This is a genomic window from Muricoccus vinaceus (assembly GCF_042433125.1).
Classification (GTDB): Bacteria; Pseudomonadota; Alphaproteobacteria; order Acetobacterales; family Acetobacteraceae; genus Roseomonas; species Roseomonas vinacea.
The window spans coordinates 129,183-144,826 of the sequence record NZ_JBHLVZ010000019.1 but is presented as its reverse complement, the minus strand read 5'-3'; the positions used below and the strand labels follow the sequence as shown (position 1 = coordinate 144,826).

Here is a 15,644-nt window from a genome sequence, read left to right as displayed (position 1 = left end):
ATGGAACAACTCGCCGCGGCCGCGTAGGCCTTAACCCGTGTCCACCGCAGCGGGGGAAGGTCAACCGGTCCGCCTCATGCGCCAGCACCGTCCAGAGCGGCGCGTCATGCCAGGCGGGGCTTGCAATGAAGTGCTGCAGCTGGTCGTGCCCCAAGAGCCCCAGCCTCGCCGCCATCGGTTGCAGGCTCTTGCGCTCCCCAGGGCCAAGCAACCCTCGCAGGTGGAGCGGCGCCCAGCCCCGCCGCGTCTTGCGGCCCATGACTTCGAGGAAGGGGACAAGCCAAGCGTCCAGATCGCCCGCCCCACGAACAGCATCTGCCATGACCACCCCCTACCGAGGTCGTGCCCCAATAGGTCGGTCGATCACGTCGCGTCCGCAAGTGCCCAGGTAGTGCTGGCCTTCGCGAGTAGTGAGGTATTCAGATGACGAAACACCGCGAAGATACCCGGGAAGCAAAGTCAGCGTTCTGTGCGCACTGACAACTTGTGCGGTCTCAAGCGCAGCACCTTAACAAGGTCGTTGGCTTTAGTTGGCACGCGACGCCCCAATGGCAGCCTCGTAGATGTCAAGCTGTGCGTCGGTTAGTTCAGTAAGTTGGAGCAGCTGCAGCGCTCCGTCCCGCGCCCGGCTGACCAGACGGCCGACTGCCTCACCGACGAGCACAACACGCCAGACGTTTTCTGCAGACAGCGGCTGCTGCTCAGCGACCGCTGCGAGGGTCCCGATCACACTGTGGCCCGATGACTTTTCGCCCAGCCGGGGCGGTTGGTGAGTGTGCGATGATACCGGCATATCCGAAATGACGCGAAGATGTCTGACACGTGCCCGTACAGGGCTCGATGGTTTGTCAACCATGATCCAGCGTCCTACAACTTCAATGCCTCAGTTTGTCCCACAATAGTGATCGGCTCACAAAAGGGCTACGTATAATTTTCCACCGGGCAGACTGTTCGGTGCAGAGAAGTTCAAACCAGAGAACTCACGAATCCGTGATTGAATCCAGTTTCCATTACACCTGGAGAATGCCTGTCCGGAGAGCGGATTGGATCGGTTTTCGAATCCTCTGGGTCATAGGGCCTCCAGTGTCCGTGCGGGCTGCAGGGTTGCCGGCCTGTAGGCGCTCGCCTGGAAGCACTTGGCCACAGGTGTGAGCCATGTAGGTGAAGGCCCATTTTTTTATCGATGAAAGCAGCCAACGAGATCAAGCTCAACCTGGCCGGTGAAGCACGCTCCGCGCCATCTTGGGATGGTGTGGGTTAGTCCTGCTTCTCAGCGTAGGCTGACGTTTCTCCGGATTATCCGACGCGCGTCGAAGAAGTCCCGCGACGTACTGATGTCAGCCAACACGCCTGCCCCGGTCGCCTCGGCCCCGATCTGCTTGGCGTCATGTCTGAAGTTTCATGGCCAAGCCGACGGTCAGTGCGCATGGGCCTTGATGCCGGCCATCTCATGCCCTCCGCCGGGCGATCCCGGCGCGACCGACTCTGCCTCCTACGGCGTGCTGTGTCAGCGGAGCCAATCCTGAAGCCGTCCTCCGCGACGGCCCTTTTCCGAGACCCAACAGCGTCCATACGTTCCTCAGACCGGCGAACCAGAGCCCAGCAACGATCATAACAGACTCGCAGCCATAGGTATATTTTCCATCACTGCGATACGAAGATCGTCCTATTTTTGGTCCGAACGTAGACCGGTGCGAGAATGCAACTTTCGGTTGCATCGCTAGGAGTGCATAGGTTATCACTAAATCGTGAAGAAGGGAGTTGTTCACGATGTCATCGCGTACTGGACTTCTGGAAGCAGCCGAGGCCTTTGAGGTCACCGTCGCGGACACACCGGAGAAACTCCGCGCCGTCTATCGTCTGCGGCACCAGATTTACTGCATGGAGCGCGGCTACGAGCCGGGCCTAGGCACGCTGGAAACCGACCGCTTCGACTTGCGGGCCGGACATGCACTCCTGACCCAGCGCAGCACGGGTCGTCTTGTTGGTACCGTGCGGATCGTCGCGTCCTCGCCGACCGGCCCGAGCGCCGACCTGCCAATGAGCAGCCTTTGCGAGAGCCCGGTGATCCGCTCGCTGCCGAGGCGTGGCACGGGCGAGATCAGCCGTTTCGCTATCTCGAAGAGCCTCCGCGATGCCACCGTCGATGGCATCCCTCTTCGCCTCGGTCTGATGCGAGGTGTCGTCCAGCTGAGCGCGAACATGGGTATCCATAACTGGTGCGCGGTCATGGAGCACACCCTGCTTCGCCTTCTCCGCGGCAGCGGTATTCACTTCCAGCCGATCGGCCCCGCCGTCGAGCACCATGGTCTGCGCCAGCCTTGCTGGGCTCCTGTTGGCCAAGTGCTGGGACGCATGCGGCAAGAACGCCCGGATGTCTGGGACTACGTGACCAATGGTGGATCGCTCTGGCAGGATGAGCCCCAGGCTGTGGCCGCCTGAAGATCCTCCATGGGCCTTAGCTTTCGGGAGTGTTGGAAGCCGAGGTGACTATGACCACAAGGCTGTCTGCGATGTGGTCGCTCACTGCGGATCAGGTGGCTGCCCGCTGCTTTCAATTGGTGCCATTCTGAACTGTGCAGCTCGTCGGTTCACCTGCTTGCGCATGCAGGGAAGACGCACAACGGTTCGGTAGGCGCCACAGTTCGACCGTACCCATTCGCCGAGTACGGCGGGTGACGATCAGGCGGCTGCCAGCGCCATATCGGATGGCTTCCGTTTCCAGGGCAGGAGGTCGTCGAGCCTGGAGGCGGGATGGTTGGCGATGCGGGCGAGGACGTCGGCGAGCCACGCTCTGGGGTCGACGTCGTTCAGCTTCGCAGTGGTGATGAGCGAGATCATGATCGCGGTCCGCTCGCCGCCGCGGTCACTGCCCGCGAACAGCCAGGCCTTTCGGCCAAGGGCGATGCCGCGGAGGGCGCGTTCCGCTGCGTTGTTGGTCAGGCAGATCCGGCCGTATGAGGAACCCGGTGAACGCCGCCCAGCGCTTGAGCGCGTAGTCCAGCGCCTTGGTCAGGTCGTCTCGCGCTCCGCAGCCAGCGCCGCGCGGAGCGCCTCAACGTCGTCGATCTGCTCCGGTGCAGGCGTCATGGAGGGAGTGGATCGGAGAGCGGAACCCACTGCCAGCACAATCACCGATGTCCTGACAGGATCAGCCCGCGACCTGCAGTCGGTAGGTGTGCTGCAGGTTCTGTCAGTCGATCCCGTCCAGCATGTAAGCCAAACCAGCGCCCTCCTGGCTTGTGCGACCAGCGCTACACCTGGGCGCATCTCTCGTCCACACTTGCGCCTGACGAGCACGCCGCCATGGTCGTGGATGGAGCCGGATGGCACATCGCTCGCGACCTGCGCATCCCGGGAAACGTCACCCTTGTCCTGATGCCGCCCTGTGCGCCCGAGATGAACCCCGTCGAGCGGGTCTGGTTGTTCCTACGCGAACGACATCTGAGCCATCGCCTGCTCGCGCGCTACAACGCCTTCGTCGACGCGCTCTGCACCGCCTCGAACGCACTCACCCCAGAGCGGCCACTCCCCCTCACGAGCTACCCCTACCTCAACCAGGTCAGCTTCTGAGCCGGGCAGTATGAGAGGGCCGGATCGGTATCGCCGCGCTGAGCTTTCTCCAGGGAATCGAAGTAGCGCGTGGCCTCCACATGAGCGCCGCCCAAATGTAAGTAGTCCCTGTTAAAACCGGTCAGAGCCTGCAGCTCTTCGCCGTTCAGCAGGCTCATCATTCGCCGACCCATCGAAATCAGGCTGCGCTGCCGGAACTCTTTGAGGACGCGGTTCACATGCACGGGGGTGAGGACCAGCGTGTCACCCGACTCGGTTTGGGTCAGCGGAGAACGGAGCCTCGCCGTCGGTCAGCCCTAGAGCCGTGTGCCGCCACAACAACTCGCACAGCAGGTTAACCAATACATTTCCGTGCATCGCAGCGGCCCAGCGAGACAATGCGCTCCCGCAGCATCGCCTCCTCCTGCAGGGAACTCCACCACAATGCCGCGGAGATGCGAGGCTTGGAGCCGAACAGGCCCATGATGCGTTCACGCGAGATCGACGCGATACGCGCAGGAGTGATCGTCTCGACTGAGTGATCCATCGCCTTGAGCAGGAACATATGCATGTCGCACAAGTCGCCCGGGATCAGGAACGTCACGATCTGCCGCCCGTCATCCGGCACGTTGCGGTAGCGCATGGCCATGCCTTCCTTAAGCAGGAACACCGAGCGCGGCACCATGCCTTCGCCGACAATGTCCACACTAACCGAGAAATGCTCCTTCCGTGCGGCGAGCTCGTCCAAGAGCTGCCGGTCCGGATCGGACAAGAGCGCGAAGTGCAAAAGCTTCCTTGTTGAGAGATTGTTGGTGGGTGGGGGTAGGGCGAAGACTGATCGCGGTGCTCAGCGGCGCTGACCATCCAACATCTCCAGCAACGGATGCGTTCCCACGGATGAGCCCAATCGGCGCAGCCCTGCGGCCTTAACGGAGAAGCCGCGAAAAGGTAGCTTGCAGGATTGTAAGGGGGTAGAGGAGGAATGCTCTGATCCTGTGAGTGGCTCTTAAGTGACCAGCCTGGGCTCCGGAACAGTCGCTGCGGCGATGCTTTGGGCTATGTTCCGCAGCAAGCCAATCGAGACGATGCTCACCACCACGCTCTCGCTGACCCCGGCAACCTCCTCCTTGACCTCGATCAGACCGTCGATGGCTTCAATCACCTGGCTCTTGAGGAGGACGCCTTTCTCGACCAAGAGAAGGGCAAGGGTCTCACACAGCATCAGGGCAGCTTGGCCGTGCGGGTCAGGGGTCAATGTCATCCGACACTTTAGCGCCATCGCGTCGGATTAGTCCCAAACCCAGATCAGTTGGCCGGGTAGGCATTCCGGCCAGTTTTACGCCTCACCACCACCTCTCTAACACCGTATCAGGCAGAGCCGCCGCATTCGCGCGCACCAACTCCGCGAGGATCCGAGACAGAAGGCTGTCTGCCCTGTGGCTCGCGTGCTCCACAGCGACGCGATGCAGAATGACCAGGACGTCGCGGGGAACGTGGATGGCGTTGCTCACCTAATTGGTCGGCGCTGCCTCGGCGCGCGGCTTCAAGGCCGTGGGCTTCTCGACATCAGTCGGTCCGTTCCGTGAAGCCAGGACTTACCAGGAGGCAGGAGTGGCCTTAAAGACGCCGGATATCCGCATTCTCTCCGAGTCCCCGTACTCAAGCCCCGGCAAGAACTCAACCATCTTCAAAGCCCTCGACCCTCAAGCACGGCGGGAACGATCTCGAGCAAGGCCCTCGCGTAGTGCTGCATTCGAGCGAGTGGTTCGTCGGGCGCCTTGCCGGTTTCCCTGATAACCTCCTCGGGGCCAGAAACCGCGATCCAGCTGCGCCCGGAACGGTACCCGGGCTTCGGAGCGAAGAACTCGCCTTCGATGACCTGAACCACACCCCAGTTCGCGCCGAAGTGCTCGCGGGTCTTGCGAGCGAGGAGAGTGGCATAGGTTGCGGGAGACGACTGCATCCAGGCGAGGTCCTTCGCAGTGATCGCGAGCAGCGTGTTGCTGCATCGTTCCGAGTGCACCACGGCGCTGCCGAGGCAGAAGGCGCTCGTCTCCGGAGCGAGATGCATGTTTGCCGAAGCCATGCCGCTCGAAGCCGTTTCTAGGAATGCGATGGTTTCGCCACGTTTCTTGAGGAGCGCACCCAGACGCTTCGCCAGATCCGCCGTGGGCTGATGCCTCCTGTCGATACCCTCCTCGTCGCGCTCGCCCAAATTTCCCACCTTCTGCAGGAGCCTGTCCAAAGCTTCCTTGTTGTTTGTGTTCGAGGCGATCGTCAGGGCAATTTCGCCGGAGAAGTTCTGCAGCGCCTTGGTTGAACCGGCGGGAATAGGGATGCTGCGGCTTTTGCAGTAGATAATCAGGACCGCCGCGAGTTCGGCGCTGGTCAGTTCGAGCTTGTATTCCGCGTCGAAGGCGTCATTCCTGGCAGCGACATCGGGTTGGATCACAAGTCGAAAATGAAGGGGCGTGTCCGACTGCCCTCCGACGGCCTGCGCGAACTTTACCTGACCACTTGGAATTGCCTGGCCCCGCGCCCTGCGGAAAAGAGAAATGGCCTCGATAATCTCTGACGGCGTGAATATCAAATGGCGAAGCTCGACGGGCACTTCTTCTCTTCCAATCAGCCGGTTCGGGGTAGATGTCGGTATTCTATCTCCGCTGCCAAGGAAAAAGTAGCGGCCCGACGCCCCTGTGCAATGGTGCTGCGTGGCGGAATGGATCAGGTGACCTGTCCCTACGAGGGGCCGTTGACGTTCATCCTGGGGCGATGCTGGCAGCCGCGAGGTTGATGCTGGCGTGGAAGCTGGTGTCGGTCTTGTCGTAACGGCTGGCGCCCCCGCGGAATTCCTTGAACTTGGCGAAGGGTTCTCGATCAGGTGCCTCCAGCGATAGACATGGCGCTCAAAGTCGACGTGGCCTTTGCGGTTGGCCTTGGGCGCGATGACGGCGACGGTCCCCCGGGCGTCGGGTTCCGCCCGGAGCCGGTCGGCGTCCAGGGCCCTGTCGCGGAGCAGGGCGCCGAAGGCGACACCCTCGACTGGGGGCGGCACACCGATCGTGTCGTGGCGCTGACTTGGCAGCAGGACGAAGCGCGCCAAGTTGTCGAGCCTATCGACAAGGGCGACGATCTTGTTGGTCAGGCCACCGCGTGAGCGACCAATCGCTTGATGTTAGGTTCTCCCTTTGCGCCGCTCGTCTTCGGGTGGGCGGTGACGATGGTGCCGTCAATCAGGATTACCCGAGGTCCCCCTCCTCGGGGCCTCACAGTGCCCGAAAAACTTGCGCTCCGGACGGACCAGTTTGGAGCACCAGGACCACGGCGATCCTCACTGAGGATGTGTCCGCCCATCAAACAGGGGCTGGTCAGCACGTCTCATCATCAGTGCATCGGAACGGTTCAGCCCGGTTTCGACTCGTCCCTCAGTAGCGGACGGTGACCAAAATTGCATCCGAGTAAGTGCCAGGTATTGCCGGCTGGCCGCCTGGCATCAACCCGTATGCCGTGAAGGTCCGGGTCGACGGCAACAGCGGCAGGGTCAAGTAGCTAGCGCTCACTTCCAGACTGCTTCCCGAGTTGTCACCCCAAACCTGCGAATATGCAGCGTCGGCGTAGATCTGGTAACGCAGGGATCCGCCCGCCGAGCCCGTCATAAGGCGGTTGTTCACCTGCCCGCTGGCTCCGGCGGAAAGCTGGATCGTGTAGCTCACAAAGGTCAGCAAGCCCGGGTCGCAAACGACGGTAATCGTTGCGGTGGATGCCAGCGACGTTCCCGCAAGCGGCTGGTAGGTGCCGAACGCAAAGGCCGTTGTTCCGACGCTGCAGGACGCCGCGGCGGCAAAGGCGGCCCCGCCCGATGCGGATGCGAGCAGAGCGGCGATCGGGATCGTGGCGGCCAGCCAGGCTCCCCGCCTCACGGCGAGGTGCCTGCCGCTGCGCGGCACGGCACCGCGCCGATCACTGGCAGCTCGCCCTTCCGTTCAGCAAAGCCGAATTCAGCGAAACAGCGTGCGCCGTCCGGCAGCGTAACCTCAATCCGGTTCCATGGCGTAAGGGCGGTCAGATAGGCTTCGCCGCCAAACCCCACCGGCGCCCCTGCTGCCATACCCCCTTCTGCGCCGTGCCCCTGCAGGCTGACGGTGGCGCCGACCGGAAGGGGCATCCCGGTTGCATCCACGAGCCGCAGCAGAGCACCCCTGCTCCGCGTTACTGGGAAGCGGACCATTACGCCCGAGCGATCCCTCGGGCGAACCAGGCGGGAGGTCACGAGGGCATCAGCGTCGATCGGCACGTCTGACGGATCGATTGCCAGGCGATTGGCCTCGAAGGAGCGGAGGTTCGGCACGAGTGCCTGCCCTGAGCCGTCAGTCCGGCCGATCAGCCGGTTCTCGTGCAGCACGCCTACGCCCTTCTCCCCACCCGTATCAACCACGGCGAAGCTGTCGCGCAGGGTGTTGGCAGCAAAGATGTTGCCGCCGACGAAGGCCAGCGCGCCTTGCACCCCGGCGCGCACGGCGGTCTGCCGCCCAGTGCGATCCACACCCGTGGTGACCCGGCCCCAGGGGGACTTATACTCGGTGAGGCCGAATTGCCGCTCCAGGTCGCCCCGCGCGGCCTGGGCCTGCCATCCAAGATCGCCCACTTCGACCACCCCCTGGCTGGCCTGCACGGCCGCGTAGGTCTGGCCGCGCCCCGCCGAGGCGCTCGCGCCCACGGTCGCGCGCGGTCCGATCGAAATGCTGATCCCCGCCATTACACCGGTGCTGCCACCGAAGTCGCGAAAGGCGTTCACGTAAAGGTAAGCCCATTCGCCGAGTACCGGACGCGAGAAGCTGGCCGACAGAACGGAAACCCGTTGCGCGGGAAGGAGCGACAGAACGTCAAAGCCCGTGGCGGCGCCTATCGGTCTCGTGCTGTGCCCGAAGGTACCTGCCCCCACCGCTTGCACTGCCGCCGCATCCCTCCACAGGCCGGCATAGGCCATGCCGAAGGTGCCGATGCCCTCAATCGTCCAGCCGACACTCCCGCGGATGCTGACCCGCGGAAAGGGATCGCCGAACGCCGCGGCGGTATCGGCGAAACCCCGCGTCGTCGCCTGCGCAGACACCGAGACGCTGAACCCCGGGCTGATCCGCTCCGCGGCCACCGTGGCGAGCGCGGCGTTGCGTCCGTTCTCAGACGCGCTTCCTGCCAATCCCAGGGACAAGGCACCCAGATGCGGGGCGGCGACGATCAATCCACCGCCCGCCATTGCCACCCGTCCGGTGCGTTGGCGGCGATCGATGCCGGAGCCCACGCCGGTGGTGCCTTCCGCATGGATCTCGGCGGTGAGGTGGTCGAACAGGCCGCGGCGGTAGGTTACCGAGCCGGCAGGCGCGCGGTAATCGTCGCTCAGCAGGCCATAACTGAGCCGGACCACCCCCACCTCGGCGGAGAAGCTGGAAAGGCCCGATGCCAGCATGGCGGTGCTGGCGTAGATCGGCAGGGTTCGGCGAACATCCTGCCCTGTGCTGTCGCGGGTCACCACCGAGACCTCGCCCGCCCCGGTCACGATCGGCAATTGCCGAACCTCGAAGGGACCGGGCTGCACGTCATGGGTGAGCAGGCGCACGCCGTTCACCAGCACGTCCACGCTCGACGGCACCGCCACCGAACCAGCGAAGGTCGGTGTTGGAAAGGTGACAAGGTCGGGCCGCGCCGCGAAATCGGTGCCGATCTGGACTCCGCCGATGCGAACGGGCCGGGTCCAGGATAGGCCACGGCCAAGCACGTCGCCGATGCGGGCTTTGAGCATCGAGTCTGGATTCCACAACACCCAGTTCGACTCGAGCCGGGTGATGGAATCGCCGTAGAGGCTCGGCCCAAGTCTGCCGAGGATCGACGTGACGGCCACACCGTGCGGCGTGAACACCCGACCATCCAGCAGGAATTGAGCGAAGTTCCTCGGACCGAGGCTGGTGCCGAACAGGTCGTAGTTCAGCACCGCGCCCCAGCCGCTCTCCACCGGCAGGTCGCTGGCCATCGCTCCGGCAGCGTGCCGGATTCGGGTGGGGCGCAGCAGGGTATCCGGAACGGCAAGGTCGATTGTCTGCGAGCGTTCGTCGAAGCGGTGGGAAAGGCTGGGCCAGCCGTCGAGCGGCAGCATCTCCGTGTCGGCACGGTCGCGCACCCCCGTCGCGCCAAGTGTCACTCCAATCGCCTCAAGGTCGGACCGGCGCACAAACAGCCGTCCTCCGCGTTCCACGAAGTCCGTGACCACGCCCGCGGGGTTGCCGTTCACCGTTACGCCGAGGAGCAGCGCGCGATCCCCATTGGTCGCCGAACAGGGGCGCGCCCCCCAGCCGATCATGACGGCTGCGAACATCACCATGACGTTCCGCGCCGGAGACTGACGCTGCAGCCCGTGCCGGTTCACCGCCCGTCCACCCTCACGGAGCCGGTGATCGGCCCCGCATCAGAAATTGCCGAAACCCGCATCGGTGCTCCGGCCTGCACCGGGCCTGACCGCTCCAGCCGCCAGATTTGCTCGGCCTTTGGCAGCACATAAGGGAGTTGCCCCGAACGGACCGGAACCGCAGAGCCGGCCGCCGTCGTGAGCCGCAGGTTGAGGACCCGGACATGGTTCCCCCCCTGGTTCTGCGCCGCGAGGAACGGGCCGCGCTCATCGTGGCCAACGCGCCAGGACAAGGTGCCGGGTCGTTGCGGCAACGCCGGAGCGAAGACCGGGACCGACAGGCGCAGTGCAATGCGGACGGACCCGGGAGAGGAAGCCGACGGCAGCTCGTCGAGCAGCACGCGGAAGCAGGCCTCGTCGCCCACGGTAGGATGACGCAGCACCAGCCGGAAGGTCTGGGTCTGGCCGGGTTCAATCCGCACGATCGGCGGGCTGACAGCGAGCAGGTCGGTCGGCAGCAGCACGTCCTCGCCACCGCTCTGGCTCCAGCGGAAGGGGCGTATCTGCACCGAAGACGCGACGGCGGAACGGTTCTTCACGGTCAACGTCGTCGCGAGTTGGCCAGGCTGGAACGCCACCGATACCGGCTCGAGTTGAAGGTTCTGGGTATGGGCGGAGGTCGATAAGATGACCGCAATGGCGAAGCCTAGTGCCGCGCACACAAGTTTTTGCATGCTCGATCTCCCTTGTTCTCGGGTTCGTCAGTAGGTGATCGTCACCGTTACCGTGTCGCTGTAGGTGCCGGGGGCGACGGCCTGACCGGCCGGAATCTGGCCGTAAACCGTCACGGTCTGCGCGGTACCGGTGCCGGTATCGGCGACGGTATTGGTGCCGATCGTCGAACCGAGGACCGTTGTAGCGCCGGCATTGCTGTAGAGGCCGTAGGTCAAGGTGTTCGCGCCGTAGGTCATCTTGCGGGCGGCAACGGTCGCGCCGCTGCCGAGTCCGGCATCGATGCCGAGGTTGAAGGCGGTCCCGAGCGTGCAGGTGACCGTCACAGTGGTCGAAGCGGACACCGCCGAACCGCTGTAATTGCCGAAAGCCAGCGGCAGCGTTGACACCGAGCAATAGGACAGCACCGTGGCGCTCACAGCCATTGTGGTGGATGTGTTTCCGGCATCCGCTTCTCCCGGCGGGACCAGGGCCGCACAAAGGCCGATGACCAATGCCGCAGGAAAACCTCGAGATCGCTCGGTTGACACGTTCGCCTCCGCCGTCTGTCTCCTATCGCAATCAATGATGAAGAATGAGTTGCACTGCTGACGGCACCGCCAGGTTGAGGCGTAGTGGCCGCAGCGGATCAGCCGGGCGAATGACCCCAAAACCCCGCCACCCACCCTGGGCATCGCTTCCCGGCAGAGATTACCAGCCGTGCATTCTCACCCTATCGCGTGTTCAACTTGAGCCTGCGGGGCGTCGGGCTGATTCTGCGGAGCGGGGCGTCATGGTTCCCCATAAAGGCATCCGGAACTGGTGCCGTAAGTTCGGCTTGGATTTCGCGGCCAGGTTACGGCGTGGCCCGGCGCGAACTCTTATCCGGGGTCTGGCATCGGAGCAGCCGTTACCCGAACAACCGGGCTGAGAACTCGCCTCGGCCCTCGCAACGACGAGAGCGGCAGGTGCAGCGGTCCGAGGCGGCCGAGCAGGCTCAACGGTTCCTCTCAGCGCCCGGTACGATCCATGGCCCTTTACCATCCCCCCGGCGCCTGATGACGTCTGGCGAGCACCGGCGCGCCCGGACCGGAGCCTTCCTGCTCTGGCAGCAGGGAACTTGCGTGCAAGTGGCTTTCTGATCCTGCCCCACCCTCAGTCACGCGGCCAAGCTCGCCTTCGCGCCAAACAACTTGCCTATGGCGCCGTGCAGGATGCGGCAGGCTTTCCCGCCTGAGTGAAAGGGCATCTCCATAGGCCGAAGCCGGCCTTCCAATCCGCCCTTGGCTTGCACCTCACGCGCACTTCGCCGGGTGCTGCACGGAGAGATGGGAATACGCTGCCCCGGACGAACCAGAACAGTTGCGCGAGAGCGCCGCGCATGTTTCGCTGATTCGGCATCGTGATCCCCGGCGGGCATCACACGACCGACTGGAATGAGCGTATAACGCTGGGGCGTTGGTACCAGTGGTGCATTTCCGGCCCTGTCCATTCACAAGCGGCCTTCGATGCCAGTCTGCCAGCCCGTCGCAGGAACTTCGCGCACGATCCGTCCACAAGCCTACGCCCTCCCTTAAGGATTCTCACGTTGGACGCAACCGTTGATCGGGCACTGGCTCAGCACCCTCAAGCCCAGTTCCGCCGGCCCGGCTGGACCGATCTACGAGGCCCCTGGGGCTTCGCCTTCGACGACGAGGATCTTGGCATCCTGGAGGGTTGGCCAGCGCGGGCTGACGTCTTTGATCGGGAAATCCTCGTCCCCTTTCCACCTGAATCCCTGGCGAGCGGCATCCAGGAGCGAGGCTACCACCCCGTCGTCTGGTACCGCCGCTTGTTCGAGATTCCCCCAATCGGGCGAGCGCCTCGACTGCACCTGACCTTCGGCGCGGTCGACTACGAGGCTCAGGTCTGGGTCAATGGCCAGTTCGCCGGACGTCACGAGGGAGGACATACCCCTTTCACCCTCGACATCACCGCCTGGCTCTCGCCCGAGACAGAACAGGTCATCGTCGTGCGCGCTCACGACGATCCGCTGGATCTGACCCAACCGCGCGGAAAGCAATACTGGGAGCCCGAGCCAGCAGAGATCTGGTATCATCGGACCACGGGCATCTGGCAGCCGGTCTGGCTGGAGCCGGTGGGCGAGGCCTTCGTCGAAACTGTCCGGTGGACTGCCGATCCGGATCGCTTCGCCGTCCAGATGCGCTTGCGGGTCGGCGGGCGCGCGGCCAGGGCGACTCACCTCCGCCTGCGTCTTTCGCTTCGCGGGCAGTTGCTGGTGGAGGATGTCTATGCCTTGGACGAGGCCATGCTGGATCGCGAGATCGTCCTGCCGCGGCGCATGCACCGGGCCGCTGCGGTTTGCTGGGCGCCTCACCATCCCCACCTGATCGACGCCTCGATGGAGCTGCTCGCAGCAGACGGCTCCTTGCTCGACCTGGTCGAAAGCTATTTCGGCCTGCGCCGGATCGAGGCCGTGGACGGCCGGCTGCTGCTGAATGGCGTGCCCCTGTTCCTGCGCCTGGTCCTGTCCCAGAACTATTGGCCGCATTCGCACCTCGCGCCGCCAAGCGACGAAGCCATCCAGCGGGAGGTGGAGCTCGTCAAGGAACTCGGCTTCAACGGCGTGCGTATCCACCAGAAGATCGAGGACCCGCGCTTCCTTTACTGGTGTGATCGCCTGGGCGTGCTTGTCTGGGGCGAGGCAGCCAACGCCTACCAGTTTGACGAGCGCGCTGCCGAACGGCTGTGCCGCGAATGGGCGGAAGCGGTCCGGCGCGACTACAACCACCCCTGCATCATCACCTGGGTGCCATTGAACGAGAGCTGGGGCGTGCCGGACCTTGAGCACGATCCAGCCCAGCGTGCCTACGTGAAGGCGCTGTACCACCTGACGAAGACATTGGATTCCACGCGGCCGGTGATCGGCAACGATGGCTGGCAGAACGCGGTGGGCGATATCTTCGGTGTGCACGACTACGCCATGGACCCGGCCAGGCTGACCGAGCGCTACGGCTCTGCCGAGGCACTTCGGCGCACCTTCGAGGCAATCCGGCCGGCGCATAACCGCCTGCTGGTGGATGGCCAGACCTTTGAGCAGCAGCCGGTGGTGGTCAGCGAGTTCGGCGGCCTCAGCATCAAGCCTGCCGAGGGGGAGCTCTGGCATGGATATGCGACGACGAACGATGCGCAGGAGTTGCTGGTGCTCTACGAGGCGCTGGTCGGCGCCTTGCTGGACAGCACGGGCATCGCGGGCTTCTGTTACACCCAGCTCACCGACACCGAGCAGGAGACGAATGGCCTGCTGACTGCCGCCCGCAAGCCCAAGCTGGACATCGCCGCCATTCGCGCAATCACCTCCCGGCCGGCCAGGTCCGTCCCGAGCGAGATCCTGGACGCCATCTTCCAGCACGAGGTCGAAAGACGGCGTGCGGGCCGGACGCAGGAATAACCGCGCGGCGAGGATCCCTCGCGCAAGAAGGCGGGCAGCAATGCCGGCCTCGAACGCGCGGTGTCCCAGCAGAACAAGGGGTGAGCCATAGTTGAGCGGGCGGAAGCACCGCCCCTGCCACTCGATCGCGGCTTAACCCCCCGCTGCCCGGTTGCAGCTCGCAGCTGGCGTGGATGGCTCCTCACCGGATGCCCGGCGCAGGTCGCCAGCGCGATGGCCATCCTGATGATCAATGTTTGCTTCCGCGGGTCATTGCGCCAGAGGGGCCGCCTAGACACCATCACTCACCACGCGTGGACCGGCGCGTCTCCCTTGCGCGCTCCTGAGACGCAGCCCTGCGGCGTTCCTCCCGCAAGACCTCGATGACCGGCTGCCACCAACCGCGCCCCAGTTCGGCCGGGCTGGGCGGTAGCCGTGCGGGCCAGGCCTGAACCAGCTCGGCATGGTTGGGCCTTCGCCAGGTCGCCCAGATCAGCGCACTGGGTCCAGCGGCGACGGCGGGGTAGAAGCGAGTCGCGATCATGGGCTCAACAAGCTCGCCAGTGACCGATTCGAACACCACGCATCCCGCATGGGTCATCAGCACGCGGTGGAGTGGCGGCAGCGCATCGTCCGGCACGGGATAGCGGTTCCGGCGACGCTCGGCGGCCTCGGCACGCCTGTTCCCGTGCTCAGGGGAGGCCTTGCGGCTCTCTTCGCGCTTCCGCCGCTCCTCGGGCTCGGCCAGGCGGGCCGCGCCCTCGATGGCGGGCCAGCGCCTGCGCAGCTCCTCAAGCGACCGGAACGGCACCCGCCACGCTTTCAAGGCCGGGTCCCACCGGGCCCAGGGCACCTCCCGCAGTTCGGCGATGACGGTCCGGGAATACGGGGTCCTGACCACGAAGCCGTCGGCGGCCTCCAGGTATGGGCTCGTGATCGGCTCGAAGGCGAAGGCGTCTCGGCCGCGCTGGTCCGCATAGGCCAGGACGCCCGGCCATTCGCGGCTCCTCCATGCGGCGAGGCGTCGTTCCGCCCGCGTGCCCGGCACGAACCAGGCCCCCAGGTCATCCCGCCACCGTGCCTGCGGGAATGCCTCGCGAAAGCGCTCCACGGTGAGACGGTCGTAGGGGAAGGCGGCTGTTGCCCCTGGCGCGCCATCGCCGGGGTCCCGCTGCGTCGCGCTGAACTCCACGGCCTCATCAGTCACCAGCGGCTTCCTCCGCAGGAGCAAAGTTCGCCCCCATTCGCATCCTTCAGCGCCGCCCGTTCAAGCACGAGCCGGCGCGCGCCCAGACCGGTCTGTTCGGCCCGGCCCATCACTGCGGCCGCGGCGCAGGGTGGCCTTCGCGACCTCAACGCTCAACACCTGTCCGAAGTGATTTCTTGGCTGGAATCATCGAGATGAATTTCCGCCCACGGTTGCCGCCTCGGACTTGGATGTTTGCATCGGCATACGACCTGTGGGACCCATATACCTGCACCAGAACCCAGCCGAACCAAGGCTCAAAAAATCGAGGGGAAACGCCATTGTTGTCGCGCCGAGTCCATTCAGGG

The 15,644-nt window shown here is 64.5% G+C and carries 12 protein-coding genes and 3 pseudogenes; 4 read left to right on the top strand and 11 right to left on the bottom strand.

From position 1 onward, the window contains the following. Nucleotides 1-61 precede the first annotated feature (61 nt). A pseudogene (locus tag ACFFIC_RS10530) lies at nt 62-322 on the bottom strand (transposase); the annotation flags it as partial. A gap of 1,448 nt (nt 323-1,770) precedes the next feature. On the opposite strand from ACFFIC_RS10530, the gene ACFFIC_RS10525 reads away from it, so the two are divergent. Beyond that, nucleotides 1,771-2,442 carry a GNAT family N-acyltransferase gene (locus ACFFIC_RS10525; protein WP_377050118.1) on the top strand — a complete coding sequence of 224 codons (672 nt, stop codon included), beginning with the start codon at nt 1,771-1,773 and terminating at the stop codon, nt 2,440-2,442. Between the two features lie 240 nt (nt 2,443-2,682). Here ACFFIC_RS10525 and ACFFIC_RS10520 read toward each other — a convergent pair. Next, nucleotides 2,683-3,019: pseudogene (locus ACFFIC_RS10520) on the bottom strand (transposase domain-containing protein); the annotation flags it as partial. Nucleotides 3,020-3,240: 221 nt separating this feature from the next. Here ACFFIC_RS10520 and ACFFIC_RS10515 point away from each other — a divergent pair. Further along, nucleotides 3,241-3,573, top strand: a complete 333-nt coding sequence (locus ACFFIC_RS10515) for a transposase (protein WP_377050117.1) — start codon at nt 3,241-3,243, stop codon at nt 3,571-3,573. On the opposite strand, the pseudogene ACFFIC_RS10510 reads toward ACFFIC_RS10515, so the two are convergent. The 4 genes and pseudogenes from ACFFIC_RS10510 to ACFFIC_RS10495 form a co-directional block, all read right to left on the bottom strand. Then, nucleotides 3,549-3,842, bottom strand: a pseudogene (locus ACFFIC_RS10510) (helix-turn-helix domain-containing protein); the annotation flags it as partial. The gene ACFFIC_RS10515 and the pseudogene ACFFIC_RS10510 overlap by 25 nt on opposite strands. A gap of 65 nt (nt 3,843-3,907) precedes the next feature. Further along, entirely contained in the window at nt 3,908-4,300 is a 393-nt protein-coding gene (locus tag ACFFIC_RS10505; RefSeq protein ID WP_377050116.1) for a Crp/Fnr family transcriptional regulator, read from the bottom strand. Between the two features lie 258 nt (nt 4,301-4,558). Beyond that, complete coding sequence (locus ACFFIC_RS10500; protein WP_377050115.1) at nt 4,559-4,813, bottom strand: hypothetical protein; 255 nt, start codon at nt 4,811-4,813, stop codon at nt 4,559-4,561. Between the two features lie 426 nt (nt 4,814-5,239). Then, a complete protein-coding gene (locus tag ACFFIC_RS10495) occupies nt 5,240-6,163 on the bottom strand; it encodes a CinA family protein (RefSeq protein WP_377050114.1) in 924 nt (307 codons plus the stop codon). 288 nt (nt 6,164-6,451) lie between these two features. Between ACFFIC_RS10495 and ACFFIC_RS10490 the strand changes: the two genes are divergently transcribed. Beyond that, entirely contained in the window at nt 6,452-6,709 is a 258-nt protein-coding gene (locus ACFFIC_RS10490; protein ID WP_377050113.1) for a hypothetical protein, read from the top strand. Between the two features lie 268 nt (nt 6,710-6,977). Here the strand turns inward: ACFFIC_RS10490 and ACFFIC_RS10485 are convergent, their stop codons facing one another. The 4 genes from ACFFIC_RS10485 to ACFFIC_RS10470 are packed head-to-tail and all read right to left on the bottom strand — an operon-like array spanning nt 6,978 to nt 11,211. Then, nucleotides 6,978-7,472, bottom strand: coding sequence for a Csu type fimbrial protein (locus ACFFIC_RS10485; RefSeq protein WP_377050112.1), 495 nt, complete (start codon nt 7,470-7,472; stop codon nt 6,978-6,980). After that, nucleotides 7,469-9,919: a fimbria/pilus outer membrane usher protein gene (locus tag ACFFIC_RS10480; RefSeq protein WP_377050111.1), complete on the bottom strand. Its 2,451-nt coding sequence runs from the start codon at nt 9,917-9,919 to the stop codon at nt 7,469-7,471. The genes ACFFIC_RS10485 and ACFFIC_RS10480 overlap by 4 nt, the downstream gene beginning before the upstream one ends. A gap of 47 nt (nt 9,920-9,966) precedes the next feature. Beyond that, nucleotides 9,967-10,683 carry a fimbrial biogenesis chaperone gene (locus tag ACFFIC_RS10475; protein ID WP_377050110.1) on the bottom strand — a complete coding sequence of 239 codons (717 nt, stop codon included), beginning with the start codon at nt 10,681-10,683 and terminating at the stop codon, nt 9,967-9,969. Between the two features lie 27 nt (nt 10,684-10,710). Continuing rightward, nucleotides 10,711-11,211: a Csu type fimbrial protein gene (locus tag ACFFIC_RS10470; protein WP_377050109.1), complete on the bottom strand. Its 501-nt coding sequence runs from the start codon at nt 11,209-11,211 to the stop codon at nt 10,711-10,713. 1,037 nt (nt 11,212-12,248) lie between these two features. On the opposite strand from ACFFIC_RS10470, the gene ACFFIC_RS10465 reads away from it, so the two are divergent. Next, nucleotides 12,249-14,111, top strand: coding sequence for a glycoside hydrolase family 2 protein (locus ACFFIC_RS10465; protein ID WP_377050108.1), 1,863 nt, complete (start codon nt 12,249-12,251; stop codon nt 14,109-14,111). A gap of 280 nt (nt 14,112-14,391) precedes the next feature. On the opposite strand, the gene ACFFIC_RS10460 is transcribed toward ACFFIC_RS10465, so the two are convergent. After that, nucleotides 14,392-15,297 carry a hypothetical protein gene (locus ACFFIC_RS10460; protein ID WP_377050107.1) on the bottom strand — a complete coding sequence of 302 codons (906 nt, stop codon included), beginning with the start codon at nt 15,295-15,297 and terminating at the stop codon, nt 14,392-14,394. Between the last annotated feature and the right edge of the window lie 347 nt (nt 15,298-15,644).

Bases quoted from the DNA above. Each gene is read 5' to 3' on its own strand.
- ACFFIC_RS10525 (WP_377050118.1), top strand. From the start codon at position 1,771: ATGTCATCGCGTACTGGACTTCTGGAAGCAGCCGAGGCCTTTGAGGTC.
- ACFFIC_RS10480 (WP_377050111.1), bottom strand. From the start codon at position 9,919: ATGTTCGCAGCCGTCATGATCGGCTGGGGGGCGCGCCCCTGTTCGGCG.
- ACFFIC_RS10490 (WP_377050113.1), top strand. From the start codon at position 6,452: ATGGCGCTCAAAGTCGACGTGGCCTTTGCGGTTGGCCTTGGGCGCGAT.
- ACFFIC_RS10475 (WP_377050110.1), bottom strand. From the start codon at position 10,683: ATGCAAAAACTTGTGTGCGCGGCACTAGGCTTCGCCATTGCGGTCATC.
- ACFFIC_RS10500 (WP_377050115.1), bottom strand. From the start codon at position 4,813: ATGACATTGACCCCTGACCCGCACGGCCAAGCTGCCCTGATGCTGTGT.